19 protein-coding genes are annotated in these 17,113 nt (G+C 32.2%); all 19 read right to left on the reverse strand.

The genetic code is table 11. From position 1 onward, the window contains the following. Positions 1 to 64 precede the first annotated feature (64 nt). The 19 genes from ACJ6WR_RS16780 to ACJ6WR_RS16870 all read right to left on the reverse strand — a co-directional run bounded on the left by ACJ6WR_RS16780 (position 65) and on the right by ACJ6WR_RS16870 (position 17,107). Positions 65 to 1,144 carry an HlyD family secretion protein gene (locus tag ACJ6WR_RS16780; RefSeq protein WP_039116055.1) on the reverse strand — a complete coding sequence of 360 codons (1,080 nt, stop codon included), beginning with the start codon at positions 1,142 to 1,144 and terminating at the stop codon, positions 65 to 67. A 12-nt stretch (positions 1,145 to 1,156) separates the two neighbouring features. Next, positions 1,157 to 2,488, reverse strand: a complete 1,332-nt coding sequence (locus tag ACJ6WR_RS16785; protein WP_039116054.1) for a TolC family protein — start codon at positions 2,486 to 2,488, stop codon at positions 1,157 to 1,159. Further along, the gene (locus tag ACJ6WR_RS16790) at positions 2,478 to 3,107 is read right to left on the reverse strand and encodes a TetR/AcrR family transcriptional regulator (protein WP_039116052.1); all 630 of its coding nucleotides are present in this window, start codon (positions 3,105 to 3,107) and stop codon (positions 2,478 to 2,480) included. Before ACJ6WR_RS16790 ends, ACJ6WR_RS16785 begins: the two co-directional genes overlap by 11 nt. A gap of 187 nt (positions 3,108 to 3,294) precedes the next feature. Further along, complete coding sequence (locus ACJ6WR_RS16795) at positions 3,295 to 3,975, reverse strand: 2'-5' RNA ligase family protein (protein WP_409415882.1); 681 nt, start codon at positions 3,973 to 3,975, stop codon at positions 3,295 to 3,297. A gap of 229 nt (positions 3,976 to 4,204) precedes the next feature. After that, positions 4,205 to 4,966: a tryptophan synthase subunit alpha gene (gene trpA / locus ACJ6WR_RS16800; protein ID WP_039117836.1), complete on the reverse strand. Its 762-nt coding sequence runs from the start codon at positions 4,964 to 4,966 to the stop codon at positions 4,205 to 4,207. Between the two features lie 58 nt (positions 4,967 to 5,024). After that, entirely contained in the window at positions 5,025 to 5,762 is a 738-nt protein-coding gene (locus tag ACJ6WR_RS16805) for a carbon-nitrogen hydrolase family protein (protein ID WP_409415883.1), read from the reverse strand. A gap of 18 nt (positions 5,763 to 5,780) precedes the next feature. Next, positions 5,781 to 6,416, reverse strand: coding sequence for a LysE family translocator (locus ACJ6WR_RS16810; protein WP_409415884.1), 636 nt, complete (start codon positions 6,414 to 6,416; stop codon positions 5,781 to 5,783). A gap of 165 nt (positions 6,417 to 6,581) precedes the next feature. Further along, entirely contained in the window at positions 6,582 to 7,763 is a 1,182-nt protein-coding gene (gene trpB, locus ACJ6WR_RS16815; protein ID WP_039116046.1) for a tryptophan synthase subunit beta, read from the reverse strand. Positions 7,764 to 7,818: 55 nt separating this feature from the next. Further along, a complete protein-coding gene (locus ACJ6WR_RS16820; protein ID WP_039117834.1) occupies positions 7,819 to 8,442 on the reverse strand; it encodes a phosphoribosylanthranilate isomerase in 624 nt (207 codons plus the stop codon). Between the two features lie 83 nt (positions 8,443 to 8,525). After that, positions 8,526 to 9,305, reverse strand: a complete 780-nt coding sequence (gene trpC / locus ACJ6WR_RS16825) for an indole-3-glycerol phosphate synthase TrpC (protein ID WP_409415885.1) — start codon at positions 9,303 to 9,305, stop codon at positions 8,526 to 8,528. Between the two features lie 64 nt (positions 9,306 to 9,369). Beyond that, a complete protein-coding gene (locus ACJ6WR_RS16830; protein WP_409415886.1) occupies positions 9,370 to 9,831 on the reverse strand; it encodes a four helix bundle protein in 462 nt (153 codons plus the stop codon). An 11-nt stretch (positions 9,832 to 9,842) separates the two neighbouring features. Continuing rightward, positions 9,843 to 10,853: an anthranilate phosphoribosyltransferase gene (gene trpD, locus ACJ6WR_RS16835; protein WP_409415887.1), complete on the reverse strand. Its 1,011-nt coding sequence runs from the start codon at positions 10,851 to 10,853 to the stop codon at positions 9,843 to 9,845. A 57-nt stretch (positions 10,854 to 10,910) separates the two neighbouring features. Further along, positions 10,911 to 11,318, reverse strand: a complete 408-nt coding sequence (locus ACJ6WR_RS16840; protein ID WP_039117831.1) for a GNAT family N-acetyltransferase — start codon at positions 11,316 to 11,318, stop codon at positions 10,911 to 10,913. A gap of 93 nt (positions 11,319 to 11,411) precedes the next feature. Continuing rightward, complete coding sequence (locus ACJ6WR_RS16845; protein WP_039117830.1) at positions 11,412 to 11,978, reverse strand: aminodeoxychorismate/anthranilate synthase component II; 567 nt, start codon at positions 11,976 to 11,978, stop codon at positions 11,412 to 11,414. A 97-nt stretch (positions 11,979 to 12,075) separates the two neighbouring features. Next, the gene (locus ACJ6WR_RS16850; RefSeq protein ID WP_409415888.1) at positions 12,076 to 12,534 is read right to left on the reverse strand and encodes a hypothetical protein; all 459 of its coding nucleotides are present in this window, start codon (positions 12,532 to 12,534) and stop codon (positions 12,076 to 12,078) included. A gap of 100 nt (positions 12,535 to 12,634) precedes the next feature. Then, positions 12,635 to 14,035 carry an anthranilate synthase component I family protein gene (locus tag ACJ6WR_RS16855; RefSeq protein WP_039116114.1) on the reverse strand — a complete coding sequence of 467 codons (1,401 nt, stop codon included), beginning with the start codon at positions 14,033 to 14,035 and terminating at the stop codon, positions 12,635 to 12,637. 302 nt (positions 14,036 to 14,337) lie between these two features. Next, on the reverse strand, positions 14,338 to 15,615 hold the full coding sequence (locus ACJ6WR_RS16860) for a hypothetical protein (protein WP_039116032.1): 1,278 nt from the start codon (positions 15,613 to 15,615) through the stop codon (positions 14,338 to 14,340). 260 nt (positions 15,616 to 15,875) lie between these two features. After that, positions 15,876 to 16,442: a YceI family protein gene (locus ACJ6WR_RS16865; protein ID WP_409415889.1), complete on the reverse strand. Its 567-nt coding sequence runs from the start codon at positions 16,440 to 16,442 to the stop codon at positions 15,876 to 15,878. Between the two features lie 32 nt (positions 16,443 to 16,474). After that, positions 16,475 to 17,107, reverse strand: a complete 633-nt coding sequence (locus ACJ6WR_RS16870) for an NAD(P)H-dependent oxidoreductase (protein WP_323491045.1) — start codon at positions 17,105 to 17,107, stop codon at positions 16,475 to 16,477. Positions 17,108 to 17,113 lie beyond the last annotated feature (6 nt).

The raw sequence follows: 17,113 nt of genomic DNA on the forward strand, positions 1-17,113 counted from the left end.
GAATACTTTTCTAAAATGAATGTATAATCCTTTCCAGGATGTTTAATCCTGGATAAGTGCAATTTTATTTTATATGTACATCTACATCCACGTTCATTCCTGGTCTCAATAATTTTACTTTTTCGATATCATTATCAGCGTCCAAGTTGATTTTTACTGGTAATCTTTGAATTGTTTTTACAAAGTTTCCAGTTGCGTTATCAGGAGGAAGTAAAGAAAAACGTGATCCTGTTGCTGGAGAAAATGAAGTAAGAGTTCCTTTAAATTCATGATTAGGATAAGCATCTACTTTTAAAGTTACTTTTTGACCAACAATCATTTTGTTAAGTTGAGTTTCTTTAAAATTAGCTACAACCCAAGCTTCAGAGTTATTGATGATATAAAATAAAGATTGCCCTGGCTGAACTAATTGTCCTGGTTGGATATCTACTTTAGAAACCTGACCGTCAATTGCTGCAGTAACCACAGTATAAGACAAGTTTAAATGTGCAACATCTAATAATGTTTTTGCTTTTTTGATATTTGCAGCAGCAACTTCAGTTTGCTTATCAGTAGCTTTAGATTTTGCCTGAATAACTGATTTTTGGTAAGAACTTGCTTTTTCTTGTTGTTGTAAAACACGTACTTGACTTTCTGCTTCTTCTTTTGCAGTTAATGCTTTTTCGTACTGTTGTTTTGTAATCGTATGACTTTTGTACAAGTTATTGTAACGGTTGTAGTCATTAGTTATTTGTACTAATCTAATTTTAGCACTTTCGATATTACCACTAGCAGATCTTACATTTGCATCCGAAACCGAGATATTTGCCAAAGCACTTCCGATATCTGCTTTTGCAGCTTCAAATGAACCTTCAGCACCTAATAAAGCAGCATTAGCTTCATCAATTTTTAATTGGTAATCTCTTTTGTCTATTGTAAATAAAGTATCTCCTTTTTTTACAAAGTCATTATCTTTTACATAAACCTTACTAATATATCCCGATACTCTTGGGATAATTGGATTCATTTTTTTCTCTATTTGAGCATCATCCGTTTCTTCGTGAGCAAGAGAGTGCATGTATTTGTAGATCCCGTAAGTTCCACCAACTAGAACCAAAAGTGCTAGTATAATTATAAATTTGGTATTTGTTTTTTTCTTTTCCATGTGGGCTGTCGATTATATTTTTGTAAGATTGAATGATTGTGATAATTGTCCTGTTTTTGAAAGCATCTCATAATATCTCTGGATGATATCGGCTTTAGATGTTGCTGTATTTACTTTGGCACTAAGATGTTCTACATCAGCTTCAAGTAAATCGTTGGTATCAGCAAGACCATTGTCGAATTTATCTTTCAGGATTCTATAATTTTCAGATGCTTGCTCTAATGCTAAGTCATAAACAGCACTTTGTTTTACAGCCAGATTATAGTTTTCGATAGATTGTTGTACTTCGACTTTAATATAATTTGTCAAGATTTCTTCAGAGCTTTTTACTTCATCTGCTTTGCTTTGAGCTTGTTTTATATCAGCTCCTTTTTTTAATATACCGCTAAGGTCATAAGAAACGCCAACACCAAAGTTCATTGCATTTTGTACCGTAAGAATATTTCTAACATCTACAGCAGCATAACCACCTAATAATGAAACTGAAGGATAGTAAGCACTTTTTGCCATTTTTATGTTAGACTCGCTTGCTTTTTCTTGGTAACGTAATGCTTCCAGATCTTTACGATTCTCTAAAGCAGGTTGCTCATTTGTAGGGATATTATCCATTTTATAGTTGATAAAATCACTTTCTCTAACATAAAGCTTAGTTGTAGGATCTAATTTAAGTAAGGTTATCAAATAATAATTCAAAATATTTAAATTTTTATTTGCTTCATCTATAGATAATTGGATTTTAGAAACTAACAATTGAGATTTCAATAAATCATTTCTCGGAATAATTCCGTTTTTCTCTAATTCGATAAAATCAGTTACACGCTGTTTAGCTTGTTTTTGATCTTCATTTAAAAGGTCAATTGTCTTCTGAGCTTTGTATAAATCAGCATAGTAATTTACAACCCTTAAAGCAATGTCTTCTTTAGTTTTTAATGAAGTAGCAATTTCGGCTTGGTATAAATTTTCAGATATTTTAATACTATTCTGAATTTTAAAACCTGCAAATATTGGTAAACTTGCGCTAAGTTGACCTAACATTAATTGATCAGGATTTGGCATTGATCCAGAGCCAGAACCACTTTCTTGATTCATTTTTAAATCTACTTCAGCACCAGCCAACCTTTGGTATTGTCCAGAAGCTTTTAAATCTGGATATTGGTTGTTTTTAATAGATCTAAGTTCATACTTTTTAGTGTTGACTTTTGTGTTAGCCAACGTGACTTCGTCACTCTTCTCCCATGCTATTCGTACAGCATCATCTAGGGTAAGACTCGTTTTTTCTTGAGCTTCTAATGAGGAAATTCCGACTAGGAAAATCCCAAAGAGCATAATTGGATTAATTTTCATAAACAAGTAAGGCTTTTATAGTTTGTTGAATGTGTTTTGTTAAGTGTGTTTTTATGTAATCGTTATATAAAGCTTCGGTATTTAAATTCAATATTTTTTCGAAGAAGACTTTATTCATATGGAAATGAAAAAAAGTTCCAAGAATAGTAGGAGTGATTAATGGGATAATAACATCTTTTCGGAAAACACCTTTTTCCTGACCTTCATGGATAATGCTTTCCAATGATTTAAGATTGCCTTTCTTTAATTCGGTGAAGTGATTTAAAGTTTTTTCTCTTTTTTTAGATGTCAATTCAAAATGCATAATTCTGAAAATTCCTCCATTGCAGTTAATCTTGTTGATATAAAGTTCTATTAACTTATTTACTTTATCGATAGGTTCTAAATCTTCTTGTAGTAAATTTTCTAATTGTAGTTTCAGATCCGATGTTCGATATATAATCAACGATTCGAGTAATCGTTCTTTGGAACCAAAATAATACGACACCATGGCAATGTTAATTTTTGCTTCTTTGGCAATATTTCGTATCGAAGTTCCTTCAAATCCTTTATCAGAAAAAAGCTTTTCTGCAACCTTGAGAATTTGAATTTTTTTCTCGTTTAATTCGATGTGTGACATGAGTGAGTTTCTAATCGGGTACAAAATTAAACAAGTGTTTAATTTAAACAGTCGTTTAGTTTTTATTTAACATAATTTTAACTAAAATATTTCTTTATAAGTGAATGTTTATTTTGTTATATTGTATTGGTTATTAATTGATTAGGTTAATTATAACGATATAGAATATTTAGGGTTTAAGGAATTATTAGATTTTAAAATCAGATAAAGTTTTGACAAATTCAGCTCTTTGATACCAATCATTATGTACCAATTCGAGGTTTTTTATTTCAAATTTTCCGAAGTTATAATCACGGTATTTGTGTAGTGTTTTTAAGAATAAATCCTTGTTTTTTATGGGTTTTCTGAACCGTACAACCGTTAAATGTGTAGTAAATAAAGAGTATCGTTTATCGATACTTTGTTCGAGAGTAGTTTCTTTAAACGCTGTACGAAGATTATCTCGTAAATCGTTTATACTTGTATCGCTTGGGAATCCCTGAATCATAACTGCCGAAGGGGAGGCAGTAATTCCGTGTAAATTAATTACTGATTTATTTAAACCAGCAATACATTTATTAATTACAGCAACATAATCTTGTATTGTAATGTTGTTTAAATCAAATCCATCATAACAAGATATAATAGATAGTATTGTAATATGAATATCCGAATTAGGATAATAATATTGAGAAGCATCAACTCCTTTTAATTCATTTAAAAAAAGTTGAATGCTATTTTTAATATCTTCTGAAGGTCTAATTAATAACGTAATTCCTAAACGGTTATCACTCAAATCATCAATTTGCGTATCGATAACATAATTGTCATTCGATATTTTCTCACAGGATTCCGTGAACAAATTGTTGTAATGAGAGGCTAAATCCATTTTGTATCGACGTTATTCAGAATAAATTGTGTTTAATTCTTTGCGAAGGGAACGCGGATGACGCGGATTCGCCAGGGTGAAAACGCAGATAAAAACAGATTTCTTTCTATTCCTTTTAAAAAATCCGTTTTTATCTGCGTCTTTACTTTAGTAAATCCGTATCATCCGCGTTCCTTCATATAGATAATCCAAGCTCACAAAGAGAGATAAAATTAAAAAGATTAATATGTTATCTAATAGCCTTTACAAACTCAGCAATATTTCCTGTTCCTTTTTCAGATAAATGTTTGATAAAAGCACTTCCGATAATGGCTCCTTTTGCAAATTGAGTTGCCTGATTAAATGTTTCAGCATTATTAATTCCAAAACCAATAACCTGTGGATTTTTAAGGTTCATATCGGCAATACGTTTAAAATATGATTCTTGCGTGCTACCAAAACCAGATTGAGAACCAGTAACACTTGCAGAACTTACCATGTATATAAATCCGTTAGAAACGCTATCGATAAATTTTATACGATCATCAGACGTTTGTGGCGTGATTAAGAATACATTTATTAAGCCGTGTTTTTCGAAAATCTCTTTGTATTGTTCTGCATAAACATCTACAGGAAGATCAGGAATAATTAATCCATCGATTCCTATTGCAGCACATTTTTTGCAAAACTCTTCGACTCCATATTGTAGAATCGGGTTAAAATAGCCCATTATTACCAACGGAATTGTTACGCTTTCGCGAATTTTTTCTAGTTGGTTAAATAAAACCTGAGTTGTCATTCCGTTATGCAATGCCTGAGTAGAACTTGCCTGAATTGTTGGTCCATCGGCCAAAGGATCACTAAATGGTAATCCGATTTCGATCATGTCGATTCCGCTTTTTTCTAAATCCTGAATGATTTGCACGGTGTCACTAAGATTAGGATATCCCGCAGAAAAATAGATAGAAAGTATCTTTTTATCTTCTTGTAATTTTTGATTTATTCTGTTCATTTTTTTATTTTTTAGTCTAACAGGTTTTTAAGCCTGTTAGGTATATTATTAAGTTTTTTTAATCTATAACAATCTCACTTGTCCAAGTATCATTTTGATTTTTTACAATCAATAATCCAGCATCTGAATCATTTATTTGAGCGATTAATTCACCTTTATTATTCCAAAATGCACTTTTTCCGCCCGAAGGATATCCCCATGATTCACCACTAAAGTTAGACATAAGCACATTCATTTTGTAGGTGCTGGCGTAATCTTGTAGCGCTTTATACGCAACAGGAATTCCGTTTGGCGTAAAGAAAATACTGGCAATATAAATTGCAGTTTTATTCTCGCTTGCATTTTTTGGGTGCAGCGGATTATCAATATCGGCACAAATGGCAAAAGAGATTTTTTTGTTCTCTAATTCGATTGTTGGATTATAATCAAAAGACGATTGATAATAAACATCTTCGCCTTCATGAAGAAATTGCTTTGTATAAATAGAAACCGAATTGTCTGGAGAAATAATAAATTCTCCAATAAACAATTGGTCTTTAATTTTTATAGGTGCTCCAGCAACAATTACAATCTTATTATCTACAGCTAATTTTTTTAAATGCTCTAATCGTGAATCATTTTCTGTGAAAGTAAGTTCACTTGCATTTTCTCTTTCATAACCTGTAATCGATAGTTCTGGAAATACGATTAAATCGGCATTTTTTGTTATTGCCAATTCTATAAGACGATAATGATCCAATAAATTTGAATCGATATCTCCTCGTTTTGGTTTGGTCTGAGCTGCTGCTAATATCATTTTAATAATTTGTGTTATTTAGTTCTTATTTGTTAGTGCTACTTTTATTCCTAAACCTATTAAAACAGCTCCACAACTTTTGTTTATATAATTTGAAAGTTTCTTGTTATACTTTAGTTTTGCAAAAATTATAGAAGAAAAGTTCGCTAAAAATAAGCACCATATTGTTCCTGTAATTGTAAATGTTATTCCAAGTGTTATAAAAGGGACAATAGTATTTTTTAAACCAGAATCTATAAATTGTGGTAGAAACGAAATGAAAAACAATGCTACTTTTGGATTCAATACATTTGTTATTACTCCGTCTCTGTATATTTTTTTTAGATTAATTGATTTCTCTGAAAAAGAAACATCAGTATTAAGTCGAGTTTTGTCCGTGAGCATTTGGTAGCCAATATATAATAAGTAAGCGGCACTGGCATATTTAATAATACTAAAAACGAGTATAGATTTGGCAATAATAATAGAAAGTCCAAATGCAGCAAGGATTGTGTGTATTAAGGAGCCTGTGGCAATTCCTAGTACAGACATAAATCCAGCTTTTTTTCCTTGTGCCATACTTCTGCTTAATATGAAAATAGTATCATTACCAGGAGTTATATTTAAAAGTAATCCCGTTAAAATAAAAGTTTCATAATGAATTATACCGTTCATATTCTTAATTTTTAATTGTTTTTTGGGAACTAATTCTACTGATGTTCGATTTGCGTTAGAGATAAAAGCGACATCCTTTTTAGGCTTTTTTTTAGCCTTAAAAAGATATAGCGTCCCGATAGCTATCGGGAAGCCCGACTGTCTTTTTCTGACGGTAACGCCCAACTATAACTTGAAATAATCGATATATGTATTTAAATCTTTATCGCCACGACCTGATAAATTAATAACTACGATTTCGTCTGGTCCAAATTTCTTTTTTTCCAGAACGGCAAAGGCATGCGCGCTTTCGATTGCTGGAATAATTCCTTCGGTTTTGGATAATTGCAAACCAAATTGCATTGCTTCATCATCGGTAATCGAGATAAATTCGGCTCTGCCAGATGCAAATAAATGAGCATGCATTGGTCCAACTCCTGGGTAATCTAAACCTGCCGAGATAGAATAGGGCTCGGTAATTTGTCCGTCGGGAGTTTGCATTAATAATGTTTTACTTCCGTGAATGATTCCGATTTTTCCTAATGCCGATGTTGCAGCACTTTCGCCTGAATCAACTCCTAAACCTGCTGCTTCGACAGCAATAATATTTACGTTTTTTTCGTCTAAGAAATGGTAAAAAGCTCCGGCAGCATTACTTCCTCCACCAACACAAGCAATAACGTGATCTGGGTTTTCGCGTCCTTCTTTTTCTAATAATTGCGTTTTTATCTCAGCTGAAATTACACTCTGAAAACGAGCTACCATATCGGGATAAGGATGTGGACCAACCACAGAACCGATGATATAATAGGTATCTACAGGATTATTGATCCAATCGCGAATGGCTTCGTTTGTAGCATCTTTTAAGGTTTTAGAACCTGAAAGTGCCGGACGAACTTCGGCACCTAACATTTTCATACGAGCCACATTTGGCGCTTGACGCTTAATGTCGATTTCGCCCATATATACAATACATTGCAATCCCATTAATGCACAAACTGTAGCAGTTGCAACTCCATGCTGACCAGCACCGGTTTCGGCAATAATTCGGTTTTTACCAAGACGTTTTGCAAGCAAAATTTGTCCAATGGTATTGTTTACTTTATGTGCTCCTGTATGACATAAATCTTCTCTTTTTAAGTAGATTTTGGTATTGTATTTTTTCGAAAGTCTTTCGGCAAAATATAGTGGAGTAGGACGACCTACATAATCTTTTAATAGTGCATCGAACTCGGCTTGAAAGCTTGGGTCGGCAGTAATTTTAAGATAGTTCTGGCGTAATTCTTCTACATTTGGATATAACATTTCTGGAATGTAGGCTCCTCCAAACTCTCCATAATAGCCTTTTTCGTTAACGTTGTATGACATAGTTTATTTTTTTATAATGTTATGTGTAGAGATGCATTTGGTGCGTCTTTACTGTTTAAAGATTCAAGTTTTGCTTGAAACTATATAATATGTTTTTATCTTTTAATCCTGGTTCGATTTCGAATTTACTGTTTACATCGATGGCATAAATAGGTAAATTGGTTTTCGAAATCTCTTTTATTGTTGCTACTTCTTCTATTCCGATTCCGCCACTAAGGAAGAATGGTTTTTTCGAATTGTATTTGTTTAATATGCTCCAATCGAATGTGGTTCCGTTTCCGCCGGGTAATTTTCCTTTGGTGTCAAAAAGGAAATAATCACAAACGGATTCGTATGGTTTTAATACTTCAAAATCAAAATTTTCATCGGCAGAGAATACTTTGATAAGTTCGATTTTAGGATCAATTTTATTTTTTAATTCCTGACAAAATTCAACAGATTCATGACCGTGTAATTGAATGGCTTGCAAATCGTATTTTGAAATTTTAGCTAGAATATCTTCCTGACTTTGATTCACAAAAACACCAACTTTCTTAATCGACTTTGGTAAATCGGGAATGATTCCGTCAAAATATCTAGCCGATTTCTCCCAGAATATAAATCCCATATAATCGGGTAGGAGCGAACCTACTTCGGTTATATTGTCGGGATATTTCATACCGCAGATTTTTAATTTCATTTTTTTGATGCTTTAAGCTTTAAGCTTTAGGCTTTAAGCTAAATTAGTAATGTTAAGAAGACTTATTGCTTACAGCATAAAGCTTATAGCTGACTAATAAAGTCAATAGCTGCTTGTCCTGCGTTATCGGTTTTCATAAAGTTTTCACCAATTAAGAAACCTTTGTAACCATAAGGTTTTAATTCGTTAATGGCTTCGACAGAGGAGATTCCGCTTTCGGAAACTTTTACAAAATCATCAGGAATTTGTGCTGCCAATTGTTTGCTGAAATCCAGACTAACTTCAAACGTTTTTAGGTTTCTGTTATTAACCCCAATCATATCCAGCGTTGGCATAATCGATTTCTCTAATTCTTCCTGATTATGAACTTCTAGTAAAACTTCTAATCCTAAGCTTTTTGCGAATTCAGATAATGACTTGATTTCTTCTCTTGTTAAAACCGCAGCGATAAGCAAAATTAAATCGGCCCCATAAGCTTTGGCTTCTAGAATTTGATATTCATCAACAATAAATTCTTTTCGCAATAACGGAATATTTACCGATGCTCTTGCCAAAAGTAAATCATCGAGTGAACCGCCAAAATATTTCCCATCGGTTAAAACTGAAATTCCGCAAGCGCCTGCATTTTCGTATCCTTTTACCACTTCTTCTACCGTAAAACTTTGGTTTATTACAGATTTAGATGGAGAACGACGTTTGTGTTCGGCAATGATTCCTGTTGAGCTTACTTTTAGTTTTTGACTTAAAGAAATAGTTTTTCTTTCAAAAAACACAGAACTTTCCAATTGCAAAACTGGAATTATTGATTTTTTAAGAACAATTTCTCTTTTTTTATCGAAAATTATTTTGTCTAAAATATTCATGATTGTTATTTTTTTATTTAAAATTGAAAGATTTAATAATTTAAAAATTCTGTGTGTTTATAAATTAATCTTTAATTTTTGTGCTTAGATATTTTATAAAATTTGATAAATTTTGTGAAATCTCAATGCTTATTTGATAGCTTTCTTGAATTTCTGTTTGGTTACAAAAACCAAGTTCGCGAGATAATATCAACATACTTCTTACTTCTGCACAACTTCCTTTTGAAATTTTTAAATACCTTATCAATTGTTTGTTATTGTTATATTCAGAGCCTTCTGTAATGTTGTTTGTAATAGAAATTACGGCTCGTTTTATCTGATCTTTAAAACCAAATTCCTTTTCAAACGGTTTGTGATTTAATAATTGAAAAATTAATTTTGCTAATTGAATACCTTTTTTATAAACTTCAAATTCTTCGAAAGATTTTGTCATAATTTTTTTATTTAATAATGAAAGATTTAAAAATATGTAGGGTTGATATTTTAATGTTTTCAAAATTTTAAATGGTTTTATTTCGTCTAGCAATTTTTTAATTTTTAAATCATTAAATCTTTCAATTTACTTAATTCTTGCAATTTCTTTAACGCTTTGTGTGCGTTTCCAGAAAGTAAACTTTCTTTTGCTAATTCAAAACCGTCTAGCGGTGTACATTTTGTAACCGTTGCAATTGCCAATGCTGCATTAGCACAAACCACATTATTTTGAGCTTCGGTTCCTTTTCCAGAAATGATAGATGCAAAGATTTCAGCTGATTCTTCGATAGAATTTCCTCCGTGTATTTCGCTTTGCGCTAAAAGACGAACGCCAAAATCACTTGGATTTAACATGCCTTCCATCGTGTTTGTAATAATCTTTGTTGGTCCGGTTAATGAAACCTCATCATAACCATCTAGCGAATGTAATATCGTGAAATTTACATCGGTATTTTGATATAAATACGCATACATTCTAGCCAATTCAAGGTTAAATACACCTAATAATTGGTTTTTTGGAAACGATGGATTTACCATTGGTCCCAGCATATTAAAGAATGTTTTTACAGCTAATTCTTTTCTTATTGAACCCACATTTTTCATTGCGGGGTGAAATAATGGGGCGTGAAGTATGGCAATTCCTGCTTTGTCGATGCATTTTTCAATGTACTCAGCATCATTAGAGAATTTGATTCCCATTTTTTCCATGACGTTACTAGAACCAGAAATCGAAGAAACTCCGTAATTACCATGTTTGGCTACTTTTATTCCTGCACCAGCCGTAACAAATGAAGCCAGAGTCGAAATATTGAAAGTATCTTTTCCATCTCCACCAGTTCCAACTAAATCGATGGTATTGTAAGCCGATAAATCTACGCGAATGCATAAGTCTAATAAGGCTTCGCGAAAGCCTGCTAATTCTTCGATGTTAATACTTCGCATCATAAATATGGTCAAGAATGCTGATATCTGACTTGGGTTATAATCACCATTTGATATATTAATCAATACGTTTTTAGCCTCATCTTTAGTAAGGACTTCGTGATTGGTTAATTTGTTTAATATATTTTTCATTTTTTTTAAGGCTCTAAGTTTTTTACTGGGACTGAGTACTGCTTACTGAATACTGATTTAATGTTCATTTCCTTGATAAATCCACATTGGTTCCGTTTGTCCTGCTCGTTCAAATCCATTTTTGGTATAGAACTCTATTGATTTTCCATCGGCGGTTAACATTTGCATATGGAAGTCACGATATTTTTCCTGCATTTTATCACAAATCATTTTGCCTATTCCTTTTCCTTGATATTCTGGGAGTACTAATAAATGTGGATAATAAACAGTTAGATAACCGTCGGAAATTGCATTTCCAAGTCCAACAAGTTTTGTGTCATCCCAAGCAGTAATTAAAGTTTCTGAATTTAAAAGTGCTTTATATAATAAATCAGGTTTTTCTGCCGAACTCCATTCATTGGCTTTATACAATGTTATTATATCTTCGATATTAATTTCTTTGGTTTCTAAAATTCTGATATTTATTTTTTTAAGTTGCTAAGGTTCTGAGTTACTAAGTTTTTTCTTTAAATAGTAAGCTGCGACTGAATACTGTGACAGATTACTGTAAACTAAAGACTAACTCTTAACCCAATTCTCCAACATTTTTTTCCCGTTTGGTGTTAATACACTTTCAGGATGAAATTGTACTCCACGTACATCATAGGTTCTGTGTCTTAATGACATTACTTGTCCGTTTTCGTCGTAAGATGTAGCTTCGAGAACATCGGGTAAAGTAGCATCGACAACCCATGAGTGATAACGCCCTACTTCAAATTCTTTTCCTAAACCTTCAAATAAAAGTTCATCATCTACAACCGTTTTTACATTGGTAGCTACACCATGATATACTTTGTCAAGGTTTGATAATGTTCCTCCAAAAACTTCTCCTATGGCTTGTTGTCCTAAACAAACGCCTAGTATGCTTTTGGTTGGTGCATATTTTTGAATAACAGCTTTTAGTAAACCTGCTTCGTCTGGAATTCCTGGTCCTGGTGAAAGTAATATTTTATCGAAACTTGCAATTTCATCAATATCAAATTCATCATTTCTGTACACGGTTACTTCGCAATTTAAATCTTCCAGATAATGTACAAGATTATAAGTGAAGCTATCGTAGTTATCTATTACTAGTATTTTTTTCATTTTTTTGAGGTTCTAAGTTGCTATCCCGAAGTTTCGGGACTGAGGAGCTAAGTTTTAAGCTGTGACTGAATACTGAAACTGGCAACTAATTTTTTATTTATTTTTCTCGAACGTATTTTTCGATAATTATTCTATCTATTCCAAGTTTTTCAATTTTTTCAACTCCTTTTTGAATTAAGGTATCGTTTTTAATTTTTACCGTAAATTCAAATTTGTTGTTCTCCCAGTCTCTATTATTGAAATATTCTAAATTCTCTGTGTATGTACTATCTTTTAAAGTATATTTTCCTCCACCTCCGAAGAATAGTGCATCTGCTTTTTTCCCGTTATTTAAGTCATGGTTAAAGAATGCAAAGTGGGAGTCATTTATAATTTTAATCATTTTGGTTTTTGGATTGAATGTTGAAAAAGTTGAATCTTTTTCGGTTGTCTCTGCCGATATAAGTCGCCAGGTTCCTTCAATGTCTTTTTTAATACTTGTAGTTTCTTGCTTGTTTTTCTCGTTGCAAGAAGTTAAAAATACCATAACCAATAATAATCCAATAGTGTTTTTCATAGTTTTTAGTTGTTTAATTTTTATTTAATGTTTGGTTTGTTAAGTTGTAATTTTTAAGCTTTTCGTTCGGAACTTAAGACTGAAAAACTGTGACCGAATACTAAATTTTCTCTGCCATTTCAAGAGCGGTATTTAATGCTCTTAATTTATTATATACTTCTTGCATTTCGCTTTCTTCGTCTGAGTTTGCTACGATTCCAGCTCCAGCCTGGCAATGCAATTGATGGTTTTTGCTCAGGAAAGTTCGAATCATGATGGCATGGTTAAAGTTGCCTTCAAAATCCATAACACCGATAGCACCACCATAAAAAGTACGATTGGTTTTTTCGTATTCTTCTATAAGTTGCATGGCTCTGTGTTTTGGTGCTCCGCTTAATGTTCCTGCCGGAAAAGTATCGGCTACGACTTGCATTGTAGTTGCTTTTTCATGTAAATGTCCTGTAACTTTTGATACTAAGTGTATTACATGAGAGAAGAATTGTACTTCACGATATTTCTCTACGTTTACATCATGTCCGTTTCGGCTTAAATCATTTCTGGCTAAATCGACCAACATTACGTGCTCACTATTTTCTTTTTTATCTTCAGATAATTGTTTGGCAAGAATGGCGTCTTGTTCATCATTTCCTGTTCTTTTGAAAGTTCCGGCAATAGGATGAATTTCGGCTTTACGATTTTTTACAATAATTTGTGCTTCGGGCGAAGAACCAAATATTTTGAAATCGCCATAATCAAAAAAGAATAAATAGGGGGAAGGGTTGATGCTTCGTAATGCTCTGTAGACATTAAATTCATCACCTTTAAATCCTTGTGTGAATCTACGAGATAGAACTAATTGGAATACATCGCCACGGAAACAATGTTTTTTTGCTAAAGCTACATTATGCTTAAATTCTTCATCTGTTAGATTTGAGAATCCTTCGCCTTCTTTAGAGAATTGGTATGAAGCAATATTTCTTGATTGTAATAATTGTTCTATTTCCGAAATATTATTTCTTCCGTCTACGCTATGACAAAAGATATACGCCTCATTTTTAAAATGGTTAATAGCTATTATATTTTGATATACTGCATAATATACATCTGGAATAGAAATGCTATTGTCTTTTTTTGCAATAGTTACTTTTTCGAAATAACGAACGGCATCGTAAGAGATATATCCAAATAAACCGTTGTTGATAAATTTGAAATCGTTCTTCTCCGATTTAAATTGTCCTGAAAATTCCTGAATAATTTCTGGAATATTAGTCGAATCATCAATTGCTATTTTTTCTGTAGTTCCATCTGGATAAGCCTTAGAAATAGTTTCGTTCTCGATTTTAATACTTGCAATTGGGTTGCAGCATATGTAAGAGAAACTATTATCGTTTCCGTGATAATCGCTACTTTCCAGCAATAAACTATTAGGGAATTTATCTCTAATTTTAAAGTAAATGCTCACAGGCGTTACAGTGTCTGCAAGGATTTGTTTGTAGTGTGTGTTGAGTATAAAAGGTTTCAATGTGTTGATTTTTTTAAGATTTAATATATTATTTTCCGGAAAATTATGAACAAAAAAAAAGACTTGTCGTGATGACAAGCCTTTCATATTTATAGTTTGAATAATACCATAGGAAGCTTAGTTCACGACGTCTGACGTAAATTGTTCCACCACCAAGTATTATTTGTAATTGTTTTCATAAACTTTTTTGTTGGTACAAATATATAAATGTAATTTGAGTATTCGTATACATTGTTTTAAAAAAAATCTCTATTTTTTTGAGTTTTTTGTTAAATTTAATTTAAGTAGTCCATTTTAATGGCTTAATTTCCACTGACTAATGTATTATTTAAGTTCATTCTAAAATCTGGATTTGCTTTAATATTAGGCTCTGTAAATAATGCGACATTTCTTATAGTTGTATATTCTAAGTTAAATGCTGGGTTTTGATACCAGTTTTTGATGCCCGAATCGAAGTTAGAATTTTCGCTTAAAATAGCACCTTGACAGTTATTAATTATTAATCCGTTTAGTTTAATTTTTTCAAGGTTAACTATTCCATCTCCAATTTTTCCTTGAAAAACCATAAAGGGTGTAAAACCTGAGATTACACTATTATTTAAGGTAAAATAACTATTTTCTCCTATATGTGCAGCTTCGCGAACAAGTCCTTGATTGCTTTCTTCCAGATTTACCAAGGTAATATTATTGGCAGTTATCTTGGTTAGTTTTTTGCTTGTATCTGTACTTTCTATTTTGTCATACGAATCGATTTCAAAGCATCTTGAACCTGAAATATCCGAAGAGTAGGGATGACGAATGGCAATACTATTATTTATAGTGCATTGTACTCCTTGTGTAAAATCAAAATCATCATCGGTAGCTCGGTAGGAAACTAAGTTATTCATAACGACATCTCCGCCATAAGATTCAAAAGAATCATCATTTGAATAACTGATCTGAATATATTCTAACTTGGTTTTACGACCAACTCCAGCCAATGATAAACCATTAATTTCTTTTAGAGCATTTAATTTTCTACCAGAGTATTCGATACGTATGTATTTTAAAATACCAGAGTTATCGTCAGCATCTTGTCCGCCATAGTGATTTACAACAGGATCTAGATTAAAATCTAAGAAACTAACTCCACCCATTTTATTAATCGGTGCTTTTCCCAGAAGGATTATTCCGCCCCAATCTCCAGGTTTTCTTTCGGCAACATTCTTGTTAGATGTAAAGATAATTGGGTCAGTTTCTAACCCTTCTGCCATTATCTTAGAGCCATTTGTTATTACCAGTGTACCACAAGTTTTATCATCTCCTCTTATTACTGTTCCGGGTTCAATCGTTAAAACGGCATTATTGGTTAAATATACAACGCCAACTAATTGATATGTATTTCGTTTATATAATTTGGTATCCTTATCGATAGTTCCTGCCAGAATATTTGTTGCTTCATTATATTCGATAGAAGCTGGTTTAAAATTGGTCCATTTATTCATCCAGTTTGATGCGCCAACAATCCCTTTTTGTTGTTGTGCATTGACTATAATACTACTTACTAAACAAATAATTACAAGGTGTAAATTTTTTTTCATAGTGGTGTCTTTAGCAAAATTTGATTTTTGGATAAAAGTCTTTTGGTTGCGACAAAGACTCTTTTTTAATTGTCCCAAAAGTAAAAGTGGTTTGTTAATCAAAGAATGGTAAGATATTATGAAAGTGTTATTATAACTTTAAGAACGTTATTTTATTTGTTCGTAAAGCGATTGTTGTATTTAAATATCAAAAATTAAGGCATAAAAAAATCCCATTCGCCGCGACGAATGGGATTTTAAGAATTAGTAAGCGTGTGATATTAGAATTTCAAAGCTACAGTTAATTCAAAATCATCATTGATAGTTTTGTCTCCTAAGTTTTCAAAGAAGTTTCCTGAGTTGTATTTAATATCATATTTAGTTCTGTCAACTTTAAATGCAGTTGTAGCAGTGTTACCATTTACAGTAATATCAAAAGTTACTGGTTTAGTAATTCCTTTGATAGTTAAATCTGCAGTTACAGTATAAATATCAGTTGCTTTTGCTCCGATAGTTTTGAAAACTAATTTAGCAGTTGGGAATTTTTCAGTTCCAAAGAAATCATCTGCTTTTAAGTGACCGTTTAATTTTCCTTGGTATTCACCAGAAAGGTCAGTTGCGTTAATAGATGTCATATCTACAGTGAAAGTTCCACCAGCTAATTTTTTTCCTTTAAATACTAAAGCACCATCTTTTAGGTTTACAGTCCCAGAGTGTTCTCCAGTTACTTTTTTTCCTACCCATTTAACAGTACTTGTTTTAACGTCAACTTTTTTAGTTTGAGCGTTCATTGAAACTGATGATAAAGCTACTACTAGAGCTAAAGCGATTGATTTTAAATTTTTCATTTTGTTTGATTTTAATAAATTTGGATTAATAATTATAGTGTGATAAATAATTCTTCTTGAGATTTTCTTACTTTTTTATGATGCTGTGTTGCATCTTCTTCGTGTCTGTATCCTACAGTTGCGATAACAGAAGCGTTTAAATTTAAAGCATCTAAGCCTAAGATTTCATTAAATGCAGCTGGGTCAAAACCTTCCATTGGCGTAACGTCAATTTTTAATTCAGCGGCAGCATTCAATAAATTACCTAAAGCTAAATAAGTTTGTTTAGATGCCCAGGTATTTTTTACATCTGCTGGAAGCGTAGAGATTTTAGATTTCATAAAATCGCTATATCCAGATAATGATTCAGCTGGGATTCCTCTTGTTTCGCTAATATTTTTGATAAAACCATCAATTTCAGCATCACCAATATTAGTGTCATTTGCAAAAACAACCAAATGAGATGCTTCAACAATTTGAGATTGTCCCCAAGCAACTGGTTGTAATTTTGCTCTTAATTCTGGTGACTCAACAAAAATTACTTTATATGGTTGTAATCCGTATGAAGACGAACTTAAACGTATCGCTTCTTTAAGTATATTTAAATCTTCTGTTGAGATTTTTTTGGTCGCATCAAACTTTTTGGTTGCGTATCTCCAATTTTGATTTTCTAGGAAAGTATTCATGTTATT

The organism is Flavobacterium sp. PS2 (assembly GCF_046250155.1).
Classification (GTDB): Bacteria; Bacteroidota; Bacteroidia; order Flavobacteriales; family Flavobacteriaceae; genus Flavobacterium.

Excerpts from the sequence above, each read along its gene's own strand:
- ACJ6WR_RS16780 (WP_039116055.1), bottom strand. The coding sequence starts at position 1,144 with ATGGAAAAGAAAAAAACAAATACCAAATTTATAATTATACTAGCACTT.
- ACJ6WR_RS16785 (WP_039116054.1), bottom strand. The coding sequence starts at position 2,488 with ATGAAAATTAATCCAATTATGCTCTTTGGGATTTTCCTAGTCGGAATT.
- ACJ6WR_RS16790 (WP_039116052.1), bottom strand. The coding sequence starts at position 3,107 with ATGTCACACATCGAATTAAACGAGAAAAAAATTCAAATTCTCAAGGTT.
- ACJ6WR_RS16795 (WP_409415882.1), bottom strand. The coding sequence starts at position 3,975 with ATGGATTTAGCCTCTCATTACAACAATTTGTTCACGGAATCCTGTGAG.
- trpA (WP_039117836.1), bottom strand. The coding sequence starts at position 4,966 with ATGAACAGAATAAATCAAAAATTACAAGAAGATAAAAAGATACTTTCT.
- ACJ6WR_RS16805 (WP_409415883.1), bottom strand. The coding sequence starts at position 5,762 with ATGATATTAGCAGCAGCTCAGACCAAACCAAAACGAGGAGATATCGAT.
- ACJ6WR_RS16810 (WP_409415884.1), bottom strand. The coding sequence starts at position 6,416 with ATGAACGGTATAATTCATTATGAAACTTTTATTTTAACGGGATTACTT.
- trpB (WP_039116046.1), bottom strand. The coding sequence starts at position 7,763 with ATGTCATACAACGTTAACGAAAAAGGCTATTATGGAGAGTTTGGAGGA.
- ACJ6WR_RS16820 (WP_039117834.1), bottom strand. The coding sequence starts at position 8,442 with ATGAAATTAAAAATCTGCGGTATGAAATATCCCGACAATATAACCGAA.
- trpC (WP_409415885.1), bottom strand. The coding sequence starts at position 9,305 with ATGAATATTTTAGACAAAATAATTTTCGATAAAAAAAGAGAAATTGTT.
- trpD (WP_409415887.1), bottom strand. The coding sequence starts at position 10,853 with ATGAAAAATATATTAAACAAATTAACCAATCACGAAGTCCTTACTAAA.
- ACJ6WR_RS16845 (WP_039117830.1), bottom strand. The coding sequence starts at position 11,978 with ATGAAAAAAATACTAGTAATAGATAACTACGATAGCTTCACTTATAAT.
- ACJ6WR_RS16850 (WP_409415888.1), bottom strand. The coding sequence starts at position 12,534 with ATGAAAAACACTATTGGATTATTATTGGTTATGGTATTTTTAACTTCT.
- ACJ6WR_RS16860 (WP_039116032.1), bottom strand. The coding sequence starts at position 15,615 with ATGAAAAAAAATTTACACCTTGTAATTATTTGTTTAGTAAGTAGTATT.
- ACJ6WR_RS16865 (WP_409415889.1), bottom strand. The coding sequence starts at position 16,442 with ATGAAAAATTTAAAATCAATCGCTTTAGCTCTAGTAGTAGCTTTATCA.
- ACJ6WR_RS16870 (WP_323491045.1), bottom strand. The coding sequence starts at position 17,107 with ATGAATACTTTCCTAGAAAATCAAAATTGGAGATACGCAACCAAAAAG.